Origin of the sequence: Ochrobactrum teleogrylli, assembly GCF_037482325.1 — a bacterium.
In the GTDB taxonomy this organism is placed as follows: Bacteria; Pseudomonadota; Alphaproteobacteria; order Rhizobiales; family Rhizobiaceae; genus Brucella; species Brucella teleogrylli.
Genome location: NZ_JBBHKQ010000001.1, coordinates 1,073,931 through 1,091,883 on the forward strand (window position 1 = coordinate 1,073,931; position 17,953 = coordinate 1,091,883).

A 17,953-nucleotide genomic window follows, 5' to 3' on the forward strand; every position below is an offset into this window, starting at 1 on the left:
ATTATCCCTTCGCGACCGACAGCATCATGCGGTGGAACGCTTTGACGATGCTGGTGTTGAGCGAATATTCGCGGGAAATCTCGCCTGCCTTCATCATTTCCTGTTCGACATCGACGGTATTGCCGGAATGGGTTTGCTCGGTGATGTCGTCGGGACGCAGGCGTGCGCCTGCGATGCCGTTTGCCTCGAATTCCAGATGCTGCGGACTCGTCGCAGCCATGGTGAGCTGCGTCTTGTCCAGCACATCGGTGAAGGGTTGAACGTCGCGCGCCTTGAAATCCGGCGTGTTCGCATTGGCGACATTGCCAGCGACGGTGGCCTGTCGGACCGACAGCCACTGCACTTGCCTTGCGGCCAGATCGAAAAGATGAATGGAGCTCATGGAGTTTCCCGCCTTTACCGTTGGGTAACTTACGGGGCGGAACTTGCGTCAAGCTTGCGGAGGTTAAGGGAGTAGGGGAATAGGGGAGTAAGGGAATATGTTTTTGGGGAATGGTATATCGTTGTTTCTAAGAGAGCGCTGATCGCGCAAGGCCAACATACTCCCCTATTCCCTTACTGCCCTACTCCCCTACCTCCGCATTTCAATCACGTCGCCTGACGACGTGGTCAATTGCCAGGTTCCCGCCCCCCGACCGATGGAAACAAGGCGACTGCCATCGGGCAACAGAGATCCTTTTTCCACGAACCAGTAGCCGGACGTATCCTCGATCATTGCCATCCCGCCGACGACCTCGCGCAGCGCGAAGACCGGCTTCGGGAAAGCCTGTCCATCGCCGCCGCCTTCGCCGCCAGTGCCAGCGCCGGTTCCCGGCAGGCCCTTGCCGTTGGACATGACCGAACCGGTCATGGTGTTATCGATATCCGCACTGGGGGAAATGCGATCCGACGGGCGGAAGGACGGAAAGCGGCGCACCGTCTTCTGCTCCGAACGGTCCAGTGGATCGATGATCTTGCGTTCCGCCTTTTCGGCAGGCGCAAGCTCCATGCGCTGGAGATAGGTGATGAAGGGCAGCATCGCGCAGCCAGCCGCCAGCGTGACCGCCGCAATCTTCAGATAGCGGTCAACCTTGCTGTGGGGTTTCTTGCCACCTTCCTGTGCGGCGGCGGCGCTCACTTCCGCTTCCAGATCGGCCAATAGCTTTTCTTCGGCGTTTTTGCGTCGGTTCTTGTTGCCCGTCATCATGGATTGGATGCCTGTTTTTCCCCGCGCAAGGCGGCGGCGAGTTTCTGATAGGGATCGTCTGAACGCGGTGTCTCTGGGGACTGCTGCAAGGCATCATAGATGCGCGGAACGAGATCCACCGCCTGATCCAGAATCCCGTCATGCCCCTTTTGATACGCGCCGATAGCGCGCAGATCGCGCGTTTCCTCGAAGCGGGCCACCATGCTGCGAAGCTGGCTGACAAGCTTGCGCTGTTCGGCCGTCCAGTTGTGCTTGGCGAGGCGTGAAACCGAACCCGGCACATCGACCGCTGGAAAGCGCCCCAGCGCCGCAATCGTCCGGTCGAGCACGATATGCCCGTCCAGCGTGCCACGAATCGTATCGGATACCGGATCATTATGGTCGTCGCCATCGACGAGCACCGAATAGATGCCCGTAATACTGCCGCCTGTATCGGCGCTGCCCGGCCCCGCCCGCTCCAGAAGGCGTGGCAACTGGCTGAACACGCTCGGCGGATAACCGCGCGAAACCGGCGGCTCTTCCGCCGCAATCGCCACCTCGCGCGCCGCATGGGCAAAGCGCGTGACGGAATCGACAATCAGCAGCACATTCTGGCCGAGATCGCGGAAATATTCCGCAATGGCCGTCGCGGTATTGGGCGCAAGACGGCGCATCATCGGGCTTTCATCGCCGGTTGCAACAACCGTGATGGTCTTGTCCAGATGGCCCGCCATGGTTTCTTCCAGCATCTCGCGCACTTCGCGTCCACGCTCGCCGGTCAGCGCCAGCACCACCGTGTCGAAATCGGCGGCGCGCGTCATCATGGCGAGCAGCGTGGATTTGCCGACGCCGGAACCGGCAAAAATGCCGATGCGCTGGCCAAAGCAGAGCGGCGTGAAAATGTCGATCACGTCAACGCCGGTGCGAAGCCCGCGATCCACGCGCCCCCGGCGCAGCGCGGCTGGTGCCAGATTTTCGGATGCCATAGGGCGCGGACCGGGCAAAAGCGCGCCCCTGCCGTCAATCGGCTGCCCCAGCGCATTGATCACCCGCCCGCGCCATTCGAGCGCCGGACGGATGCTGAGCGGTCCTTCCTCGAAGACCGCTGCACCCAATGAGGGAATAATCCGGTCGTCGAAAGGTTTGACGAGAACCTGCCTGTCGGCAACGCGAATGATTTCCGCCAGACTGGTGCCGCCCGCAGCCCTTATCGCCACCGCATCGCCAAGCCGCGCATCGCGTGACAGCCCGCGCACGGCAATCGCCGAGCGCGACACGTCGCTGACCGTGCCGCCGATACCGGACACGGGCTTCGACTCTACGGCCTGTTGACGGGCAAAGGCGGCAAGCCGCGCGAGCGGTAGGTCTGGCGTCATCCGTTTTTGGAGCCCAGCGTCTTGATCGCTTCAGACACGGTCGCTTCCTGCTGGGTCAAAAGATTATTGACCTGCTCAAAGGCGCGGCTGACGCTGATGAGACGCGTCATCTCGGTCATGGCGTCGACATTCGAGCCTTCGATCATGCCCTGCACAACGCCGATGCTGTTATCGTCGAAGATCGGCGCCGCAGCCTTGTTTGGGATCACACCGGAATTGCCTGCATATTTCAGCTCGGCATCGGCGGGAATGGAGTAAAGCCCGAGAGCGCCGATCTGCGCGCCATTCTGATAGACCGCGCCATCGGCGGAAATCTTCGGCGCGCCACCATCCGGATTGAGCATGATCGGCGCGCCGCCGACATCGAGCACCGAATAGCCCATCATTGAAACCAGCTCGCCGGTCGCCAGCATCTTCATACGCCCGTCGCGGGTGAAAATTTGGCCCTGCGGTGTGTTGAGCGACAGCCACGCATCGCCCTTGACCGCAATATCAAGCGGGTTGTCCGTCTTGACCAGCGGGCCGGGTTCGGTGCGGATATAGCTCTTGCCGGCGCTGGCAAAGCTCACATCGTCGCTTGCCTTTTTAGAGACAATCGAATCGAACTTGGTGCCCTCGCCCCGGAAACCGACCGTCGAGACATTGGCGACATTCTGGGCAATCGAATCCATTCGCCGTTCAAGCGTAATGAGCGAGGAAAGCCCGACATAGATCGAATTATTCTGCATGGATCAGCGACCGCCCGGCTTGAAGCTTTGCAAGGTGGTAAGAATATCGGTCGAGATGCCAACCGAAGACGCGCTGCCGAGCAGCAGCGAGGCGATGGATGCCGGGCTGCTTGAGGTCGGGTTGTTCATTTCATACATGGCCGTGAAGCGCGAAATGAGTTTCGAAACATAATCGGGATCGGACATTTTGGAAAAGTCGATCTTGGCCTCAAGCATCTTGGCCTGCTTGTCCACATCGGCATTGGACATGGCCGCAGGCCAGCTGAATATCGTCTGCACCGTGGTCAGCAAGGCCTTGTCGCCGAGGATTTCATAGGCATTGGTGATCTTCGAAGCCTTGCGCTCGAAATAGAGCGCCAGACGCACGCCTTCGTTCTGGCCACCGGCTTCGGTTTCCAGCGTCTGGCGCAAATATTTGTCCACCACACCCTGCTGCGCCTCGGTGCTTTGGGTAGCCTCGGCGCCCTTGCCCGCAAAGTCGAAGACGGTCGCGAATTCCTTGTAGCGCTTGTCGGTCAGCTTGTTGGCCATGGCGTCGTCGCTCGTGACGCCTTCCGTCAGAATCTTGCGCACGAAAGCCTTTGCATAGGCCATGTCTTCCAGACCGAACGCCTTCATCGCATAATTGTAAAGGCGGCTGTCGGACATGAAATCGTCGATCGATTTCACATTGCCGATGTTTTCCTGGAAATAGGCCGTTTCGCGCGACACCAAAGGTTCTTTCGAAACGCGCTGCAAAGACCGCGTCATATCCGACGCGATCAGGCGATAGCTCGTCATCGTATCGACCATAGGCATGACCCCCTGCTGATAGTTGCGCCCTTTATGCGCGATCAAGCTTGTCCGAAGCTGATGGCGCCCAATAGTCCTCGGGCGACCTCGGCAAGCTTCGCGCAAGCCGCGCTGCCTATGTTCGGCTCAAAGAACTATTCTGCGGGAGTCTCGGGCTTTGGGCATTATCATCGGTCTCGCCATCACACTGGGCTGTATGCTGGGCGGTTTCATCGCCATGGGCGGACATGTGAGCGTGCTCATCCAGCCTTGGGAATTCGTCATCATTCTGGGCGCAGCGCTTGGCACGTTCTTCGTCGCCAATCCGTTTTCGCTGGTGAAGGATACCGGTCGCGCCTGCATGGAGGCGTTCAGCAACGCCGTGCCCAAGCAGCGCGATTATCTCGATCTTCTGGGCCTGCTCTACAGCCTGATGCGCGAATTGCGCGCCAAGTCGCGCAATGAAGTCGAAGTCCATATCGACAATCCCAAGGAATCGCCGATCTTTCAGGCCTATCCGAGCGTTCTGAAAAACGAAGACCTCACCCATTTCATCTGCGATTACTGCCGCCTCATCATCGTCGGCAATGTGCGCTCGCACGAAATCGAAGCGCTGATGGACGAGGAAATCCACACCATCGCCCGCGACAAGCTGAAGCCCTATCAGGCCATGGTCACCATTTCGGAAGCCCTGCCTGCGCTCGGGATCGTCGCCGCTGTTCTCGGCGTGATCAAGGCCATGGGCGCGCTGGACCAGTCGCCGGAAGTGCTCGGTCATCTGATCGGTGCAGCCCTTGTCGGCACCTTCGCCGGTATCTTCTTTTCCTATGGCGTCGTCGGTCCCATCGCGACCAAGATCAAATCGACCCGCGAAAAGAAGAACCGTCTCTATGTCGTCGTGAAGCAGACGCTGCTTGCCTATATGAACGGCTCGCTGCCGCAGATCGCCGTGGAATATGGGCGCAAGACCATCTCCGCTTATGACCGCCCGACCATCGATGTGGTGGAGCAGGAAACCATGGCCAGCGCGCCGACGCAGCAGGCCGCATAAGATGACGACGCCCGAAACCACCCCTAAAACGTCGGTTGAAACGACCATGGCGGAACAACACCGCAAAAATGACGTGCTGGCCGACAATCTGCTGCGCGCAGCCGGATTGTCCGGCGACGATCTGAAGTCGCTCGCCCATGTGTTCAAGGATGCGTCCACGCATTTCTGCGAGCGGCTGAAACATGGTTGCGCGGCGGCTTTCGAAGTGGAAGCCGGTGCGGTGGAAAGCACCGATGACGCGGGTTTCGCCGCCATTCTCGACAGCGCCGCCATCATCGCGCCGCTTAAAGTCGAACGCTGGGGCTCGACGCTTTATCTGACCGTCGATGCGCCGCTGGTCTTCTTGATTATCGAGGCCATGTATGGCGCGCAGGGTAATCTGGGCCAAGTCGATGTCGAGCGCCCGTTCGGCATGGTCGAACACAAGATTTCCGCCCTTCTTTCCGGCCATCTCGCCGGTGCGCTGGATCAGGTTTTCAACGCCGGTTCCCTATCGGGCTGGGTGGGGAATGCGCAGTCGATGTTCGTGGCCGGTGAATGCATCGACATCGCCGAATTCGACCGCACCGATTTCGAACGGTCGCGGCTTTTCGCCTGCCGGATCGATGTGACGGCGGCGGGCAAGACCGGACAGGTCCACCTTCTGCTGCCCCGCAGCACGCATAAGCCAATGCAGGATGCCGTCGCCGCTTTTCTGCGCCGCCCCATGAACCAGGCCGATCCGAGCTGGGCCAAGAAGCTGCGTCAGGAAGTCAGCCGCGCCCGTATCGAGCTTGAAGGCTTCATCCAGCAAGGTTCGATGACGCTGGATGCGCTGTCGAAACTGGAGATCGGACAGGTGTTGAGGCTGCCTGCCGACGCTATGGAGCAGGTGCGCCTGCGCGCGGGCAACCAGCAGCTTTTCAAATGCTCGCTCGGCAAGTCGGGCATTCATTTCACCGTCAAGGTCGGCGACCCGGTCAATCAGGAAGAGGATTTTATCGATGAGCTTGTTGCTGGCTAATATTCTGTCCACACTGATGGCCCTTGTTTCGCTGGGCGCGCTGATCGTGGTCGGACGCAAGGCCAACGAAACGATCAAGCTTGGCAAGGTGCTGGCGCTACGCATCGCGGCCGCCTCCAACGGTCTGGAACGCGCCGTGAAGGCGATCCAGAGCGAGCGCACCGATCTCGTCGATGAAAATGTAAAACTCGAAGCCCGCCTTGGCGAAACCCAGCGCGTGCGCCGCGAGATGGAAGAAGCCATCGAGGAACTGAACCGCCTGCGCAAGGCGCTGACCCGCGACATGCGCGAAGCGCGCACCGTTGCCGACAGTGCCGTTCGCACCCGCGAACCGATTGTCGAGCAGAAAGAGAAGAATGCGCTGCCGGTGTTCGTGCATCGCGCGGTCCGCAAGGCAACCGTTGATATTGCGGGGCAGGCATGAGCGCTGACAACAAGGACAAGAACATGCAGCAGGAACTGGACGAAGCCATCGAGGAACTGCGCGAGGAAAAGCCGCGCAGCGCGCAGAAAGGCGCTTCCAAGCCCAATCTCGAACTCATCATGGGCATTCCCGTCGATGTGCAGGTGGTTCTCGGCGGCACGACCATGCCGGTGGCCAATCTGATGAAGCTCGGTCGCGGCGCAGTTATCACCCTCGACAAGCAGATCGGCGATCCGGTCGATATCGTCGTCAACGGTCGCGTGATCGCTCGCGGCGAAGTCATCGTACTCGAAGATGATTCTTCGCGTTTCGGCGTCAGCCTCACCGAAATCATCGGCAAATAACGGATCGGCCCGGATATCTCCATGACCGAAAAAGAGCAGCAGGCCAACACTGAAGAAAGCGCGAGCGGTATCATCGATACGCTGAGCGGCGCACAAAAGGCGGCAGCCATTCTCGTGGCTATTGGCCGTCCGGCTGCGTCACGCCTTCTCAAGCATTTCAGCGCCGAGGACCTGCGCAAGCTTGCCGGTCATTCCCGCACGCTGGACCCGATCTCGCCGCTCGATTTCGAACAGCTGGTGAAGGAATTCGAGGATTCATTTGCCGAGGGCGCGCCCGTTTCGGAAGCCGCCCAGCGCTTCGAAGGTCTGCTGCGCGATACGCTGCCACAGGAAGAAGTGGATGCCGTGTTCGAAGAACGCGTGCAGCCGCAACTGGTACAGGAATCGGTCTGGGTGCAACTCGGTCGCCTGCCGGTTGACAGCCTGCAAGTCTATCTGGCCGACCAGCATCCGCAGATCATCGCCTATATCGTCTCCAAACTGCCGTCGGACCTTGCCGCGCGCCTGTTTGTCGCCCTGCCGCCGCAGCTGCGCAATGCCGTCGTCCAGCGCTCGCTGCATATCGGCAATGTCGCGCCGGCCGCAGCCGAACTGCTGGAAGATGTGCTGCGCCGCGATCTGCTGGGCCGCAGCGATTCCGGCCCGGTCAAAGCCCATCACGGCCAGATTGCCAATATCTTCAACCAGCTCGACAAGAACGAGATGGAAGAACTGATGGCGAGCCTTGAAGATCTCAATCGCGACGACCTCAACCGCATCAAGGCCAAGCTCTTCACCTTCGAAGACATCGAGCGCCTGTCGCAGCGCGCGCGTCTGCTGCTCTTCGATGAAGTGCAGACGGAACAGATCGCAACCGCGCTGCGTGGTGCAGACGCCAGGCTTCAGGAACTCATCCTGTCCTCGCTCTCCACCCGTGGCCGCCGCATGGTGGAAACGGAGCTTGGCGCTGAGCAGGGCAATATCACCGCCCAGAATATCGCAGACGCACGCCGCACGATTTCGCGCATCGCCATCGACCTTTCCGAGCGCGGCATCATCACCCTCGACGCCAACGAAGCCTCTGCGTGAGTGCGCGTGTGACGCATGGCGGACGATACCGATAAGGAAAGCAAAACAGAAGAAGCGACCGAGCAGAAGATCCGCGACGCCTTGGAAAAGGGCAATATGCCTTTCTCCCGCGAAACGCCGATACTCGCTGGCGTCGCCTCGTTTCTGGTCATCGCCGTGTTTGTCGCCGCACCCGCCACGACAAAGCTCGCAGTCTTCCTGCGCGAACTGATCGACCGTCCCGAGGACTGGGTTCTCAACAGCGCCGAGGATGCTAGCCGCCTGTTCAGCGTGCTGGCGCTGGCGGTTGGCGCAGCCCTTGTGCCGGTCTTCATCATCATTCCACTGGCAGGCATTGCCTCGTCCGCCTTTCAGAACGCGCCCCGCATCGTCGGCGAGCGCATTCGCCCGCAGGCTTCGCGCATTTCGCCGCTCAAGGGCTGGCAGCGCATTTTCGGCCGCTCGGGTCAGGTGGAATTCCTGAAATCGGTCGCGAAGTTTCTCGCCGCCAGTCTCATCGTCTTCATCGTGTTCTTTCAGGGCAACAGCCTGTTCACGGATGCGATTGCGACCGAGCCAAGCGCGCTGCCGGAATTTCTGCGCGAGAACATGGTGCGTCTTCTGGTCGCCAATGTGCTGGCGATCACCGCCATCGCGGCTTTCGACCTTGCCTGGTCGCGCATCCACTGGCGTCAGGAACTGCGCATGACGCGGCAGGAAGTCAAAGACGAGCTGAAGCAATCGGAAGGCGATCCGCTGGTCAAATCGCGCCTGCGCTCGCTCGGACGTGACCGCGCCCGCCGCCGCATGATCAGCGCCGTGCCGACCGCCACGCTGATTGTCGCAAATCCGACTCATTTCTCCGTAGCACTGCGTTACAAGCCGAATGAAGACGCCGCTCCGGTCGTCGTTGCGAAGGGACAGGATCTGATCGCGCTCAAGATAAGAGAAGTCGCCGCCCAGCACTCGATACCAGTCTTCGAGGACGTGCCCCTGGCACGTGCGCTTTATAAGCAGGTGAATGTCGACCAGATGATCGCACCGGAATTCTATAAAGCCGTTGCCGAACTCATCCGCATCATCAATACGCGGCATGCGGTACACTAATGGTACAACTATGACTTTGCCCTATTCCCAAATATTATTGGCCCGTTCTTATGGATCGATGGTGACACGATGAAGAGCCTGCAATTTTCGAACGAACGCGAAGCGATCATCGCCGAGAACCTGCATGAAGTGGTGGCGGAGCTGCGTCTCGTCGATCCGGCTGACTATATCGCCTTCATCCGCTGCGAGCTGTTTGCCAATATTGCCGATGTCGTGAGCTCCGCGACCGAGCTTTATTTCTTCCCCGGCACACTGGAGTTGGGCCATGGCGGCGACTATCGCTGCGACTGGCAATCGCCTCCATCGGTCGTGCTGGATATGGAATTCCGCAATCAGGGTGTTTACGCCTATTTCCGCTTGATCCTCAGCGACAAGACGGCGGGTGTGGAGTTGAACCACATCACCTTCGAAGACGCCGATCAGGACCCGGCGAAGAACACGGCGCGTTTGCGAGCCGCTTTCAGCGCCGCGAGAATGCCATTGAAAAAAAGAGCCTGAATACAAAACACCGGACGCGAGCGAACGCATCCGGTGTCATGCAAGCAGTTCAAGCGGCTAGTGTATTTTCCAGCAGGGCTGGAACGCCCTGCGTTCGAAAATGCAATCAATAAACACAATAAATAAAGTAGCCTGCGCTTCCTTTTTACCCGGAAGCGCCATGTCTGGCTCGCCAACGAGCCGCGTTTGCCTGAATTACATGAGATGCTCGGTGCCCGGCATTTCGATGATGCCGAGCGACAGAGCCGTCGCCACCGCCGAAGTGCGGTTGGAGCAATTCAGCTTGATTTTGGCGTTCTGCAGATAGGTCACCACTGTCCAGCGGGCGATGCTGAGAATATCGGCAATCTCGCCATCGGTCTTGCCATTGGCCGCCCAACGCAGGCAATCCACCTCGCGCGGAGTGAGCAGGCTTGCCACTGAGCTGGCGTCCTTATGGCCGCACAGCGCGTTGTGAATGACGCCCGAGACGCTCAACAGACGCGGACGCATCTTCGCCACGAACTGTTCGCGATCCTCGTCCTTGTCGATCTCGAACGAGAACAGCGTGCAGCCGGACGCGCCTTTCGGATTGCGCGCGGAAACGGCAATGAAAATATTGCCGAGCCCGTGCTTTTCAGCGTCCTGCAACAGTTCCGCAACCGCCGGGCAGATGGTGGCATCTTCCTGCAAATCGCGCACGATGCCGCTGCCGTCGTTTGAGAAATAGGGCGCATCCTCCTGGAAGATCGGATCGATGGCGAAGTAGTTCTTCGTCGAATAGCGCGCCGACCAGGCGGTCGGAACGGTCATCACCAACGTCAGATCGGAGGAATTCAGCTTGGCACACTCGTTCATGCGGCCACGATAGGCGTGCATGATGTGCCGGCAGCCGACTTCATCGCGGATGCGGGTCAGAAGTGTGAGCGTGTCGCTCTGAAATGCCGCTCCAAAAAACGTTTTCTTGAAATTAGGAAAATGAATCAGGTCAAGTGTCATGCGAAATATCCTTAAGAATCAAGCCGCTTAAGCTTTCGTTCTGTCGCCTTATGTCCTGCTGGCGACTATGTTTCGAATCGCGCCCGACAAACTGCTTAATTGTTTATAAGTGACAAAAAAAATACGCCTCATGGCAACTCGCAATTATTGTGCCGCAAGTTGTTACACACAAGAACAGAGTGAAAATAAGGCACAGTTTCGAAAAGCATGTTCCCTATTGGAACAAATACGTGATGTCAGCTTCTCTTGCCGTATGCTCTGAAGAAGAAATCGACCGCCGTTTCGACATTCTTGCGGATAGCTTCTTCTGTTGGCTCGTCAGCAATCACGCCGAACAGACGCGGACGATAAAGCCCGGCAAGGAAAAGATCGGAGAGCTGATAGGCAACCCGGTCAACCTCGAACGGCTCCAAAACGCCGTTCTCGATCATCTTTTCCAGATATTCGGCCATGGCGACCAGACTGCGCTTCGGACCCCGATCATAAAACCGCGCCGACAGTTCCGGCTTGCGCTCGCTCACGCCTAAAACGATGCGCTGGGCGCGAATGGCGGTCGATGAGGTTATTAACGTCACCAGCGCAATACCGAACTCCGTTAGTTCTTCACGATTGGAGAAACCATTGTCCAGCTTGCCGATCAGGGCGCTGAACATGGTATGGCGGTAATGCTCGCACAAGGCGACGAACAGGTCTTCCTTGCTGTTGAAATAGACGTAGATCGTGCCCTTCGACACGCCCGCCTCACGGGTGATGTCGTTCATGCTGGCGGCGTCGAAACCCATGCGCAGGAACACGCTTTGCGCGCCTTCCAGTATCTGGCTGCGCTTTGCCGGATCTTGGCCAGCGCCAAGCCTCGTGCGTCCGCATTCGGTTTCAGGCGCGCATGCAAACGAACCGGCTTTCAACTTTTCCGATTTTGGCAGCTTTTCCGATTTTTTGCCCGTTCCGGCGACATTGGCCGCAGCTCCGCCCGCATCATGCCGATCAAGATCAGGCGTGGTAAGCGTGTCGGGGCTTTCTTTGGTATGCCGTTCGGGCTTCATATCACAAAACTCTTACATATTTTTCGAACCGAGCGGTTCGATATCGCTTGATATGCGCATCTTATTGGATTATGTCAACATCGAACCGAGCGGTTCAATCCACTGGATGTGCAGAAAGTTTCACCTATGACTGCCAAGAAGTCTGTAGATCAGGCCGATATTCGCCAGTTTCCCACGGCCCAACTTCCCACGGCCAAGACCTTTGCGCCGGGTGATGCACCCGAGACCAACGAGGCGCCGCAGAATGAGAGAACGCAGCCTCATGCTGTTCCCAATGCGCGCCCGCAGGAAGCGCCGCATAAGGACACCGCAAAAGGTGGCGGGAAAAAGAGTTTCGGCAAGCGCGTGGTGCTGCCGGGCGTTTTGATCGTGGCTGTGGCCGCAGGCCTCTGGTATGGCTATGATTATTGGACCGTCGGCCGCTTCATGGTTTCGACCGACGACGCCTATGTGCAGGGCGACATTGCGTCCATCGCACCGAAGGTGACGGGCTATATCGACAATATTCCGGTTGCCGCAAACCAGCGCGTCAAGGCTGGCGATGTGATCTTCCAGCTTGATCCTGGCGATTACCAGATCGCGCTTGATGAAGCAGAAGCCAAGCTTTCGACGCAAAAGGAAACGCTGGCCCGCATCGTCGCGCAGACGACGGCAGCCCAGGCAACCCAACAGCAGGCGGAAGCCCAGAAGCAGGCGGCAAGCGCCGTTCTGACCAATGCGCAGTCCACCCTGACGCGCGTGCAGAAACTGCACGAAACGCGTTTTGTCGCTCAGGCCGATCTCGACACGGCGCAGTCGTCGCTCGACCAGGCACGCGCCAATGTCGCCAATGCCGATGCGCAGATCGCTTCCGCCAAGGCGAATATCGACGTTCTCAAAGCCCAATATAAAGAAACGGACAGCGGCACGAAATCGCTAGAACTTGCTCGTGATAAAGCTGCCCGTGATTTGGCTTTCACTACATTACGCGCGCCGTTCGATGGCGTGGTTGGCAATCTGTCCGGCAAGAAAGGCGACCTCGTGTCTCCCGGCCAGAAGATCGCGGCGCTGGTCCCGGTTGGTGAGCTTTATATCGATGCCAACTACAAGGAAACGCAGCTCGCCGAGATCAAGACCGGCGAGACGGCGCACATCTATGTCGATGCCATTGATGGCACCAAGTTCGACGGCAAGGTCGTTTCGGTGGCCCCGGCCTCGGGCGCGGTGTTCTCGCTTCTGCCGCCGGAAAACGCCACCGGCAACTTTACCAAGGTGGTGCAGCGCGTGCCTGTTCGTATCGCCATCCCGCAGGATGCGCTGGACTCCGGCAAGATTCGCGCCGGCCTGAGCGTCATCGTGGACATCGATACGCGCACCGCCCCTGAAGACAAGGCGAACTAACCGTTCGGCGATACGACTGTCGCAAGAATAAGCAGCGGCGCGGCTTTTAACTCTGCGCCGTCTTCTCTTTCATTCCGGAGTGCGCCGTCATGGCCGCAGACACCACGATGGGGCCTATGACCCCGGCAGACGACCGTATCGACCCCAAAAAGGCCGTCGCCTTTCTGGCCATGGTCTTCGGCATGTTCATGGCGATCCTCGACATCCAGATCGTCTCGGCATCGCTTTCCGAAATTCAGGCAGGCCTGAGCGCCAGTTCCGACGAAATCTCGTGGGTGCAGACATCCTACCTGATCGCGGAAGTCATCATGATCCCGCTGTCCGGTTTCCTCGGGCGGCTTTTGTCGACGCGCGTGCTGTTTACGCTGTCGGCAGCGGGTTTCACGCTGGCCAGCATGCTCTGCGCCACCGCGACGAATATCGATCAGATGATCGTCTATCGTGCCATCCAGGGCTTCATCGGCGGCGGCATGATCCCCAGCGTGTTCGCGGCAGCCTTCACCATCTTCCCGCCGTCCAAGCGCTCCATCGTCTCGCCGATGATCGGTCTTGTGGCGACGCTTGCGCCCACCATCGGCCCGACAGTCGGCGGTTATCTCAGCCACGCTTTTTCCTGGCACTGGCTGTTTCTGGTCAATGTCGGACCCGGCATTCTCGTCACCATCGCCGCCTGGAACCTGATCGACTTCGATGAAGGCGACAGCTCGCTTTTGAGCAAGTTCGACTGGTGGGGTCTTGTAGGCATGGCAGCCTTCCTCGGCTCGATGGAATATGTGCTGGAAGAAGGCCCGCGCAACGACTGGCTGCAGGATGAAGCCATCTTCATCCTGTCCATCGTCATGACCGTCGGCGGCATTCTCTTCTTCTATCGCGCCTTCACATCCGAAGAACCAATCGTGGATTTGCGCGCCTTCAAGAATGTCAATTTCGCGTTTGGATCGCTGTTTTCCTTCGTGATGGGCGTCGGGCTTTACGGCCTCACCTATCTCTATCCGCTCTATCTCGCCAGCGTGCGCGGCTATGATGCGTTGCAGATCGGCGAAGCGCTGTTCGTCAGCGGTCTGGCCATGTTCATGACGGCGCCGGTTGCGGGTTTCCTGTCCAATCGCATGGACCCGCGTTTGATGATGATGATCGGCTTCCTCGGCTTTGCTGCCGGAACGTGGATGGTCACCGGCCTGACCGCCGACTGGGATTTCCACGAGTTGCTGCTCCCGCAGATCCTGCGCGGCTGTTCGCTGATGCTCTGCATGGTGCCGATCAACAATCTGGCGCTGGGCACGCTGCCGCCTGCCTTGTTGAAAAACGCCTCGGGCCTTTTCAACCTGACGCGTAACCTCGGCGGTGCTGTCGGCCTTGCGGTCATCAACACCATCCTGACGCGCCGCGGCGATATGCATTACGACCGGCTTGCCGAACATGTGCGCTGGGGCAATGCGGAAGCCGAGCAGATGGTGGCCAATCTGACGGCGAAGTACAACGCCGCCGGTCTCGACGGCCCGACCATCGCCCTTTCCAAACTTTCCGGCATGGTCCGGCAGCAGGCAACGCTCCTGTCCTTCATCGACGTGTTTTTCATTCTGACGATGATGTTCTGCACGCTGGCCGTCTGCGCCATCCTGTTGCGCAAGCCAAAGCAGGTCGCCGGTGGTGGCGGCGGGCATTAACCCTCGAAAGCATCCTCCCAGGCTTTCATACGAAACCCGAAAGGTTCAAACACCTTTCGGGTTTTTTCGTTTTTCGCGGAGAAAAATACAACCGCGCCGCGAGCAGGCAAATCCTTGTCGTAGCGGGAACAGCTTCCGTTTAAAATGTGACAACCGCGAAAGCTCTGTCACATTTCTTGTCATAAAAATGTTCCTCCCCCACAGGGATGAATTGCTAAGTCACTGAAAACGTGTTTCACTTTCTGTTGTTGGCAATTTGTGACAAGCAGCAAACTGTCATCCAACCGTCATGTCGGGCGGGTAACGGGTAGGCGCGGGCTCCGGAATTGGCCGGGGGCTTTCGCCGACCTAATATTAGGGGAGTCAAACAATGCTTAGCTATACAGCGCGTCTGCTGTCGCTTTCGACCGCTATCGCCGTTGCCGGAGTTTCCATCGCCGCTGCCGAGCCGTCAGCCGAACTGATCGCTGCAGCCAAGGCAGAAGGCGAACTGACCACCATCGCCCTCCCGCATGACTGGTGCGGCTATGGCGAAGTCATCCAGAGCTTCAAGGACAAGTACGGAATCAAGGTCAACGAACTGAACCCGGATGCCGGTTCGGGCGATGAAATTGAAGCCATCAAGGCCAACAAGGACAATAAGGGCCCGCAGGCTCCGGACGTCATCGACGTCGGCTTTGCTTTCGGCACCTCGGCCAAGAAAGACGGCCTGATCCAGCCATACAAGGTTTCGACCTGGGACGAAATTCCAGATAGCGCCAAGGACCCTGAAGGATACTGGTACGGCGACTATTACGGCGTTCTGGCCTTCGAGGTGAACAAGGACATCATCAAGGATGTGCCGCAGGACTGGGCTGACCTCCTGAAGAGCGACTATGCCAATGCCGTTTCGCTCGCTGGCGATCCGCGTGTTTCGGCACAGGCTATTCTCGGCGTTCATGCTGCCGGTATCGCAGCCGGTGCAGAGCCGGGCGAAGCCGCGGGCAAGAAGGGTCTGGAATTCTTCAAGGACCTGAACGCGAAGGGCAACTTCGTGCCGGTCATCGGCAAGGCCGCGTCGCTGGCGCAGGGCTCGACCCCGATCATCATCCGCTGGGACTACAACGCGCTCGCGGACCGCGACACGCTGAAGGGCAACCCGGAAGTTGAAACCATCATCCCGAAGACGGGCGTGATTGCTGGCGTCTATGTGCAGGCCATCAGCGCCTACGCACCGCATCCGAACGCTGCGAAGCTGTGGATGGAGCACATCTATTCGGATGAAGGCCAGATCGGCTATCTGAAGGGCTATTGCCACCCGATTCGCTTCAACGCGATGAGCAAGGCTGGCAAGATCCCGCAGGATCTGCTGGACAAGCTGCCGGACGCGGCCGCCTATGAAAAGGCAATCTTCCCGACCCTGGAACAGATCGACGCCGCGCAGGCAACGATCACCAAGGAATGGGATAGCGTCGTCGGCGCCAACGTCAAGTAAGCGACTTCGTTCGTTTCTGACGATGGTTCTATGAAAAGGGCGTTGGGCTGAACGGGGATTTCCCCAATCGGTCCAACGCCGATTTTCCCTTTTTGTGGCCTCTACTCGACCGATCTGTCGTGTATCTTGCCTGTTTCCGCACGCTTCGCGCCACAAGCCGAAATGCAGTGCGAAACGAACAGCCGAAGAAAGAGCGCATGAGTTCAGTAGCCGATACAGCAGCCCCAGCCAGTCCGGTCGGTAGCGCGCGCAAACGCCGACTACCGCTGACATGGCTTGGCGTGGCGCCGTTTTTCCTTTTCGCCATTCTCTTCCTGATCTGGCCGACCATGTATCTCATCGTCGGCGCGTTTCAGGACCCGGCGGGCAATTTCACGCTCCAGAACATCTATGATCTGTTCCAGCCGCAGATCATGAGCGCCTACTGGATTTCGATCAAGGTCAGCCTTGCATCGGCCATTGGCGGCGCGATCATCGGTTTCTTTCTGGCCTGGGCGGTGGTGCTGGGCAATCTGCCGTCCTGGCTGCGCCCAACCGTTCTGACCTTCTCCGGCGTGGCGTCCAACTTCGCAGGCGTGCCGCTTGCCTTCGCCTTTCTGGCGACGCTGGGGCGCACCGGCTTCGTGACGATCCTGCTGCGCGAATGGTTCGGCTTCAATCTCTACGCGACCGGCTTCAACCTTTTGAGCTTCTTTGGCCTGACGCTGACCTATCTCTTCTTCCAGATTCCGCTGATGGTGCTCATCCTGACACCGGCGCTCGACGGCCTGAAGAAGGAATGGCGCGAAGCCTCCTCGATCCTCGGCGCGACCAATGCGCAATATTGGCGCATGGTGGCCTTCCCGATCCTGTGGCCAAGCCTGCTCGGCACGACGCTGCTGCTCTTCGCCAATGCCTTCGGCGCTATTGCAACCGCCTATGCGTTGACCGGCTCGTCGCTCAACATCGTGCCGATCCTGCTCTATGCGCAGATCCGCGGCGACGTTCTGCATAACCAGAACCTTGGTTATGCACTGGCGCTCGGCATGATCGTCATCACCGGCATTTCCAATCTGATCTATATCTGGCTGCGTATGCGTGCCGAAAGGTGGCAGCGATGAAAGGCTCGACAGCCCAGAAAATTGGAGCGTGGATCGCCTTTTTCATTGGCGCGGTCTACTTCCTCGTCCCGCTCATTGGCACGTTCGAATTCTCGCTGCGCATGCGGCGCGGCGAATATTCCTTCGACGCCTATCGTGTCGTGTTCACCGATCCGAATTTCCAGGCAACCTTCGGTTATTCGATCCTGCTCGGCATCCTGACCATCATCTTCGGTGTGCTGCTGGTGGTGCCGACCGCCTATTGGGTGCGTCTGCGCCTGCCGCAGTTGCGTCCGGTGATGGAATTCATCACGCTGATGCCGCTGGTCATCCCGGCCATCGTCATCGTGTTCGGCTATCTGCGCATTTATAACTCGTCGTCATGGCTGCCATTTACGGCGTCCACCCGCGCGACCGACCTTTTGTTGATGTTCGGCTATATGACCTTGTCGCTGCCTTACATGTATCGCGCCGTCGATACGGCGATGCGCACCATCGACGTCAACACGCTGACCGAAGCCGCCCAGAGCCTTGGCGCAAGCTGGCCCACCATCATGTTCAAGGTCATCTTCCCGAATGTGATTTCGGGTGTGATGAGCGGCGCTTTCATCACCTTTGCCATCGTCATCGGCGAATTCACGCTGGCTTCGCTTTTGAACCGTCCGGCTTTCGGGCCTTATCTCCAGCTGGTCGGCGCCAACCGCGCTTACGAACCGTCCGCGCTGGCGATCATCTCGTTTGGCATTACGTGGCTCGCTATCATCATGTTGCAGCTCGTTTCGCGCCTCAATAAATTCAAGACAACCGCCGGGTAACGT

19 protein-coding genes are annotated in these 17,953 nt (G+C 58.7%); 12 read left to right on the forward strand and 7 right to left on the reverse strand.

All coding sequences use genetic code 11. The annotated features are described in order from the left end of the window. Position 1: 1 nt before the first annotated feature. From flgB to WIX40_RS05010, 5 genes are all read right to left on the reverse strand, one after another. On the reverse strand, positions 2-382 hold the full coding sequence (flgB, locus tag WIX40_RS04990; protein ID WP_109367894.1) for a flagellar basal body rod protein FlgB: 381 nt from the start codon (positions 380-382) through the stop codon (positions 2-4). Positions 383-571: 189 nt separating this feature from the next. Then, positions 572-1,186 carry a hypothetical protein gene (locus tag WIX40_RS04995; RefSeq protein ID WP_339438895.1) on the reverse strand — a complete coding sequence of 205 codons (615 nt, stop codon included), beginning with the start codon at positions 1,184-1,186 and terminating at the stop codon, positions 572-574. Further along, on the reverse strand, positions 1,183-2,541 hold the full coding sequence (fliI, locus tag WIX40_RS05000; RefSeq protein ID WP_339438897.1) for a flagellar protein export ATPase FliI: 1,359 nt from the start codon (positions 2,539-2,541) through the stop codon (positions 1,183-1,185). Before fliI ends, WIX40_RS04995 begins: the two co-directional genes overlap by 4 nt. Further along, complete coding sequence (flgF, locus tag WIX40_RS05005; RefSeq protein WP_121538384.1) at positions 2,538-3,269, reverse strand: flagellar basal-body rod protein FlgF; 732 nt, start codon at positions 3,267-3,269, stop codon at positions 2,538-2,540. Before flgF ends, fliI begins: the two co-directional genes overlap by 4 nt. Positions 3,270-3,272: 3 nt before the next feature. Further along, positions 3,273-4,061 carry a DUF1217 domain-containing protein gene (locus WIX40_RS05010; protein ID WP_109367898.1) on the reverse strand — a complete coding sequence of 263 codons (789 nt, stop codon included), beginning with the start codon at positions 4,059-4,061 and terminating at the stop codon, positions 3,273-3,275. Positions 4,062-4,218: 157 nt separating this feature from the next. Between WIX40_RS05010 and motA the strand changes: the two genes are divergently transcribed. The 7 genes from motA to WIX40_RS05045 all read left to right on the forward strand — a co-directional run bounded on the left by motA (position 4,219) and on the right by WIX40_RS05045 (position 9,514). Next, positions 4,219-5,091 carry a flagellar motor stator protein MotA gene (gene motA, locus WIX40_RS05015; protein WP_109367899.1) on the forward strand — a complete coding sequence of 291 codons (873 nt, stop codon included), beginning with the start codon at positions 4,219-4,221 and terminating at the stop codon, positions 5,089-5,091. A gap of 46 nt (positions 5,092-5,137) precedes the next feature. Further along, positions 5,138-6,094 carry a FliM/FliN family flagellar motor switch protein gene (locus WIX40_RS05020; RefSeq protein WP_339440944.1) on the forward strand — a complete coding sequence of 319 codons (957 nt, stop codon included), beginning with the start codon at positions 5,138-5,140 and terminating at the stop codon, positions 6,092-6,094. After that, positions 6,075-6,518, forward strand: coding sequence for a BAB2_0123 family type IV secretion system effector (locus tag WIX40_RS05025; RefSeq protein WP_339438900.1), 444 nt, complete (start codon positions 6,075-6,077; stop codon positions 6,516-6,518). The genes WIX40_RS05020 and WIX40_RS05025 overlap by 20 nt, the downstream gene beginning before the upstream one ends. Beyond that, positions 6,515-6,862, forward strand: coding sequence for a flagellar motor switch protein FliN (gene fliN / locus WIX40_RS05030; RefSeq protein WP_109367901.1), 348 nt, complete (start codon positions 6,515-6,517; stop codon positions 6,860-6,862). The genes WIX40_RS05025 and fliN overlap by 4 nt, the downstream gene beginning before the upstream one ends. Positions 6,863-6,883: 21 nt before the next feature. After that, positions 6,884-7,930 (forward strand): flagellar motor switch protein FliG, encoded by a 1,047-nt coding sequence (locus tag WIX40_RS05035; RefSeq protein WP_339438903.1) that lies wholly within the window; start codon positions 6,884-6,886, stop codon positions 7,928-7,930. A gap of 15 nt (positions 7,931-7,945) precedes the next feature. Further along, entirely contained in the window at positions 7,946-9,016 is a 1,071-nt protein-coding gene (gene flhB / locus WIX40_RS05040; protein ID WP_109367903.1) for a flagellar biosynthesis protein FlhB, read from the forward strand. A 69-nt stretch (positions 9,017-9,085) separates the two neighbouring features. After that, positions 9,086-9,514: a BspJ family T4SS effector nucleomodulin gene (locus tag WIX40_RS05045; protein ID WP_109367904.1), complete on the forward strand. Its 429-nt coding sequence runs from the start codon at positions 9,086-9,088 to the stop codon at positions 9,512-9,514. Between the two features lie 195 nt (positions 9,515-9,709). Here WIX40_RS05045 and WIX40_RS05050 read toward each other — a convergent pair whose 3' ends face one another. Continuing rightward, on the reverse strand, positions 9,710-10,492 hold the full coding sequence (locus WIX40_RS05050) for a helix-turn-helix transcriptional regulator (RefSeq protein WP_171317910.1): 783 nt from the start codon (positions 10,490-10,492) through the stop codon (positions 9,710-9,712). Positions 10,493-10,728: 236 nt separating this feature from the next. Then, positions 10,729-11,535 (reverse strand): TetR/AcrR family transcriptional regulator, encoded by an 807-nt coding sequence (locus WIX40_RS05055; RefSeq protein ID WP_339438908.1) that lies wholly within the window; start codon positions 11,533-11,535, stop codon positions 10,729-10,731. 126 nt (positions 11,536-11,661) lie between these two features. Between WIX40_RS05055 and WIX40_RS05060 the strand changes: the two genes are divergently transcribed. The 5 genes from WIX40_RS05060 to WIX40_RS05080 all read left to right on the forward strand — a co-directional run bounded on the left by WIX40_RS05060 (position 11,662) and on the right by WIX40_RS05080 (position 17,950). Continuing rightward, positions 11,662-12,915, forward strand: a complete 1,254-nt coding sequence (locus tag WIX40_RS05060) for an HlyD family secretion protein (protein ID WP_124915241.1) — start codon at positions 11,662-11,664, stop codon at positions 12,913-12,915. 89 nt (positions 12,916-13,004) lie between these two features. Continuing rightward, entirely contained in the window at positions 13,005-14,582 is a 1,578-nt protein-coding gene (locus tag WIX40_RS05065; protein WP_109367908.1) for a DHA2 family efflux MFS transporter permease subunit, read from the forward strand. A 370-nt stretch (positions 14,583-14,952) separates the two neighbouring features. Further along, positions 14,953-16,056 (forward strand): ABC transporter substrate-binding protein, encoded by a 1,104-nt coding sequence (locus tag WIX40_RS05070; protein WP_171317912.1) that lies wholly within the window; start codon positions 14,953-14,955, stop codon positions 16,054-16,056. A 197-nt stretch (positions 16,057-16,253) separates the two neighbouring features. After that, positions 16,254-17,156 carry an ABC transporter permease gene (locus WIX40_RS05075; protein WP_171317913.1) on the forward strand — a complete coding sequence of 301 codons (903 nt, stop codon included), beginning with the start codon at positions 16,254-16,256 and terminating at the stop codon, positions 17,154-17,156. After that, positions 17,153-17,950 (forward strand): ABC transporter permease, encoded by a 798-nt coding sequence (locus tag WIX40_RS05080; RefSeq protein WP_109367911.1) that lies wholly within the window; start codon positions 17,153-17,155, stop codon positions 17,948-17,950. Before WIX40_RS05075 ends, WIX40_RS05080 begins: the two co-directional genes overlap by 4 nt. Positions 17,951-17,953 lie beyond the last annotated feature (3 nt).

Excerpts from the sequence above, each read along its gene's own strand:
- flgB (WP_109367894.1), bottom strand. The coding sequence starts at position 382 with ATGAGCTCCATTCATCTTTTCGATCTGGCCGCAAGGCAAGTGCAGTGG.
- WIX40_RS04995 (WP_339438895.1), bottom strand. The coding sequence starts at position 1,186 with ATGATGACGGGCAACAAGAACCGACGCAAAAACGCCGAAGAAAAGCTA.
- fliI (WP_339438897.1), bottom strand. The coding sequence starts at position 2,541 with ATGACGCCAGACCTACCGCTCGCGCGGCTTGCCGCCTTTGCCCGTCAA.
- flgF (WP_121538384.1), bottom strand. The coding sequence starts at position 3,269 with ATGCAGAATAATTCGATCTATGTCGGGCTTTCCTCGCTCATTACGCTT.
- WIX40_RS05010 (WP_109367898.1), bottom strand. The coding sequence starts at position 4,061 with ATGGTCGATACGATGACGAGCTATCGCCTGATCGCGTCGGATATGACG.
- WIX40_RS05020 (WP_339440944.1), top strand. The coding sequence starts at position 5,138 with ATGGCGGAACAACACCGCAAAAATGACGTGCTGGCCGACAATCTGCTG.
- WIX40_RS05025 (WP_339438900.1), top strand. The coding sequence starts at position 6,075 with ATGAGCTTGTTGCTGGCTAATATTCTGTCCACACTGATGGCCCTTGTT.
- fliN (WP_109367901.1), top strand. The coding sequence starts at position 6,515 with ATGAGCGCTGACAACAAGGACAAGAACATGCAGCAGGAACTGGACGAA.
- WIX40_RS05035 (WP_339438903.1), top strand. The coding sequence starts at position 6,884 with ATGACCGAAAAAGAGCAGCAGGCCAACACTGAAGAAAGCGCGAGCGGT.
- flhB (WP_109367903.1), top strand. The coding sequence starts at position 7,946 with ATGGCGGACGATACCGATAAGGAAAGCAAAACAGAAGAAGCGACCGAG.
- WIX40_RS05045 (WP_109367904.1), top strand. The coding sequence starts at position 9,086 with ATGAAGAGCCTGCAATTTTCGAACGAACGCGAAGCGATCATCGCCGAG.
- WIX40_RS05050 (WP_171317910.1), bottom strand. The coding sequence starts at position 10,492 with ATGACACTTGACCTGATTCATTTTCCTAATTTCAAGAAAACGTTTTTT.
- WIX40_RS05055 (WP_339438908.1), bottom strand. The coding sequence starts at position 11,535 with ATGAAGCCCGAACGGCATACCAAAGAAAGCCCCGACACGCTTACCACG.
- WIX40_RS05060 (WP_124915241.1), top strand. The coding sequence starts at position 11,662 with ATGACTGCCAAGAAGTCTGTAGATCAGGCCGATATTCGCCAGTTTCCC.
- WIX40_RS05065 (WP_109367908.1), top strand. The coding sequence starts at position 13,005 with ATGGCCGCAGACACCACGATGGGGCCTATGACCCCGGCAGACGACCGT.
- WIX40_RS05070 (WP_171317912.1), top strand. The coding sequence starts at position 14,953 with ATGCTTAGCTATACAGCGCGTCTGCTGTCGCTTTCGACCGCTATCGCC.
- WIX40_RS05075 (WP_171317913.1), top strand. The coding sequence starts at position 16,254 with ATGAGTTCAGTAGCCGATACAGCAGCCCCAGCCAGTCCGGTCGGTAGC.
- WIX40_RS05080 (WP_109367911.1), top strand. The coding sequence starts at position 17,153 with ATGAAAGGCTCGACAGCCCAGAAAATTGGAGCGTGGATCGCCTTTTTC.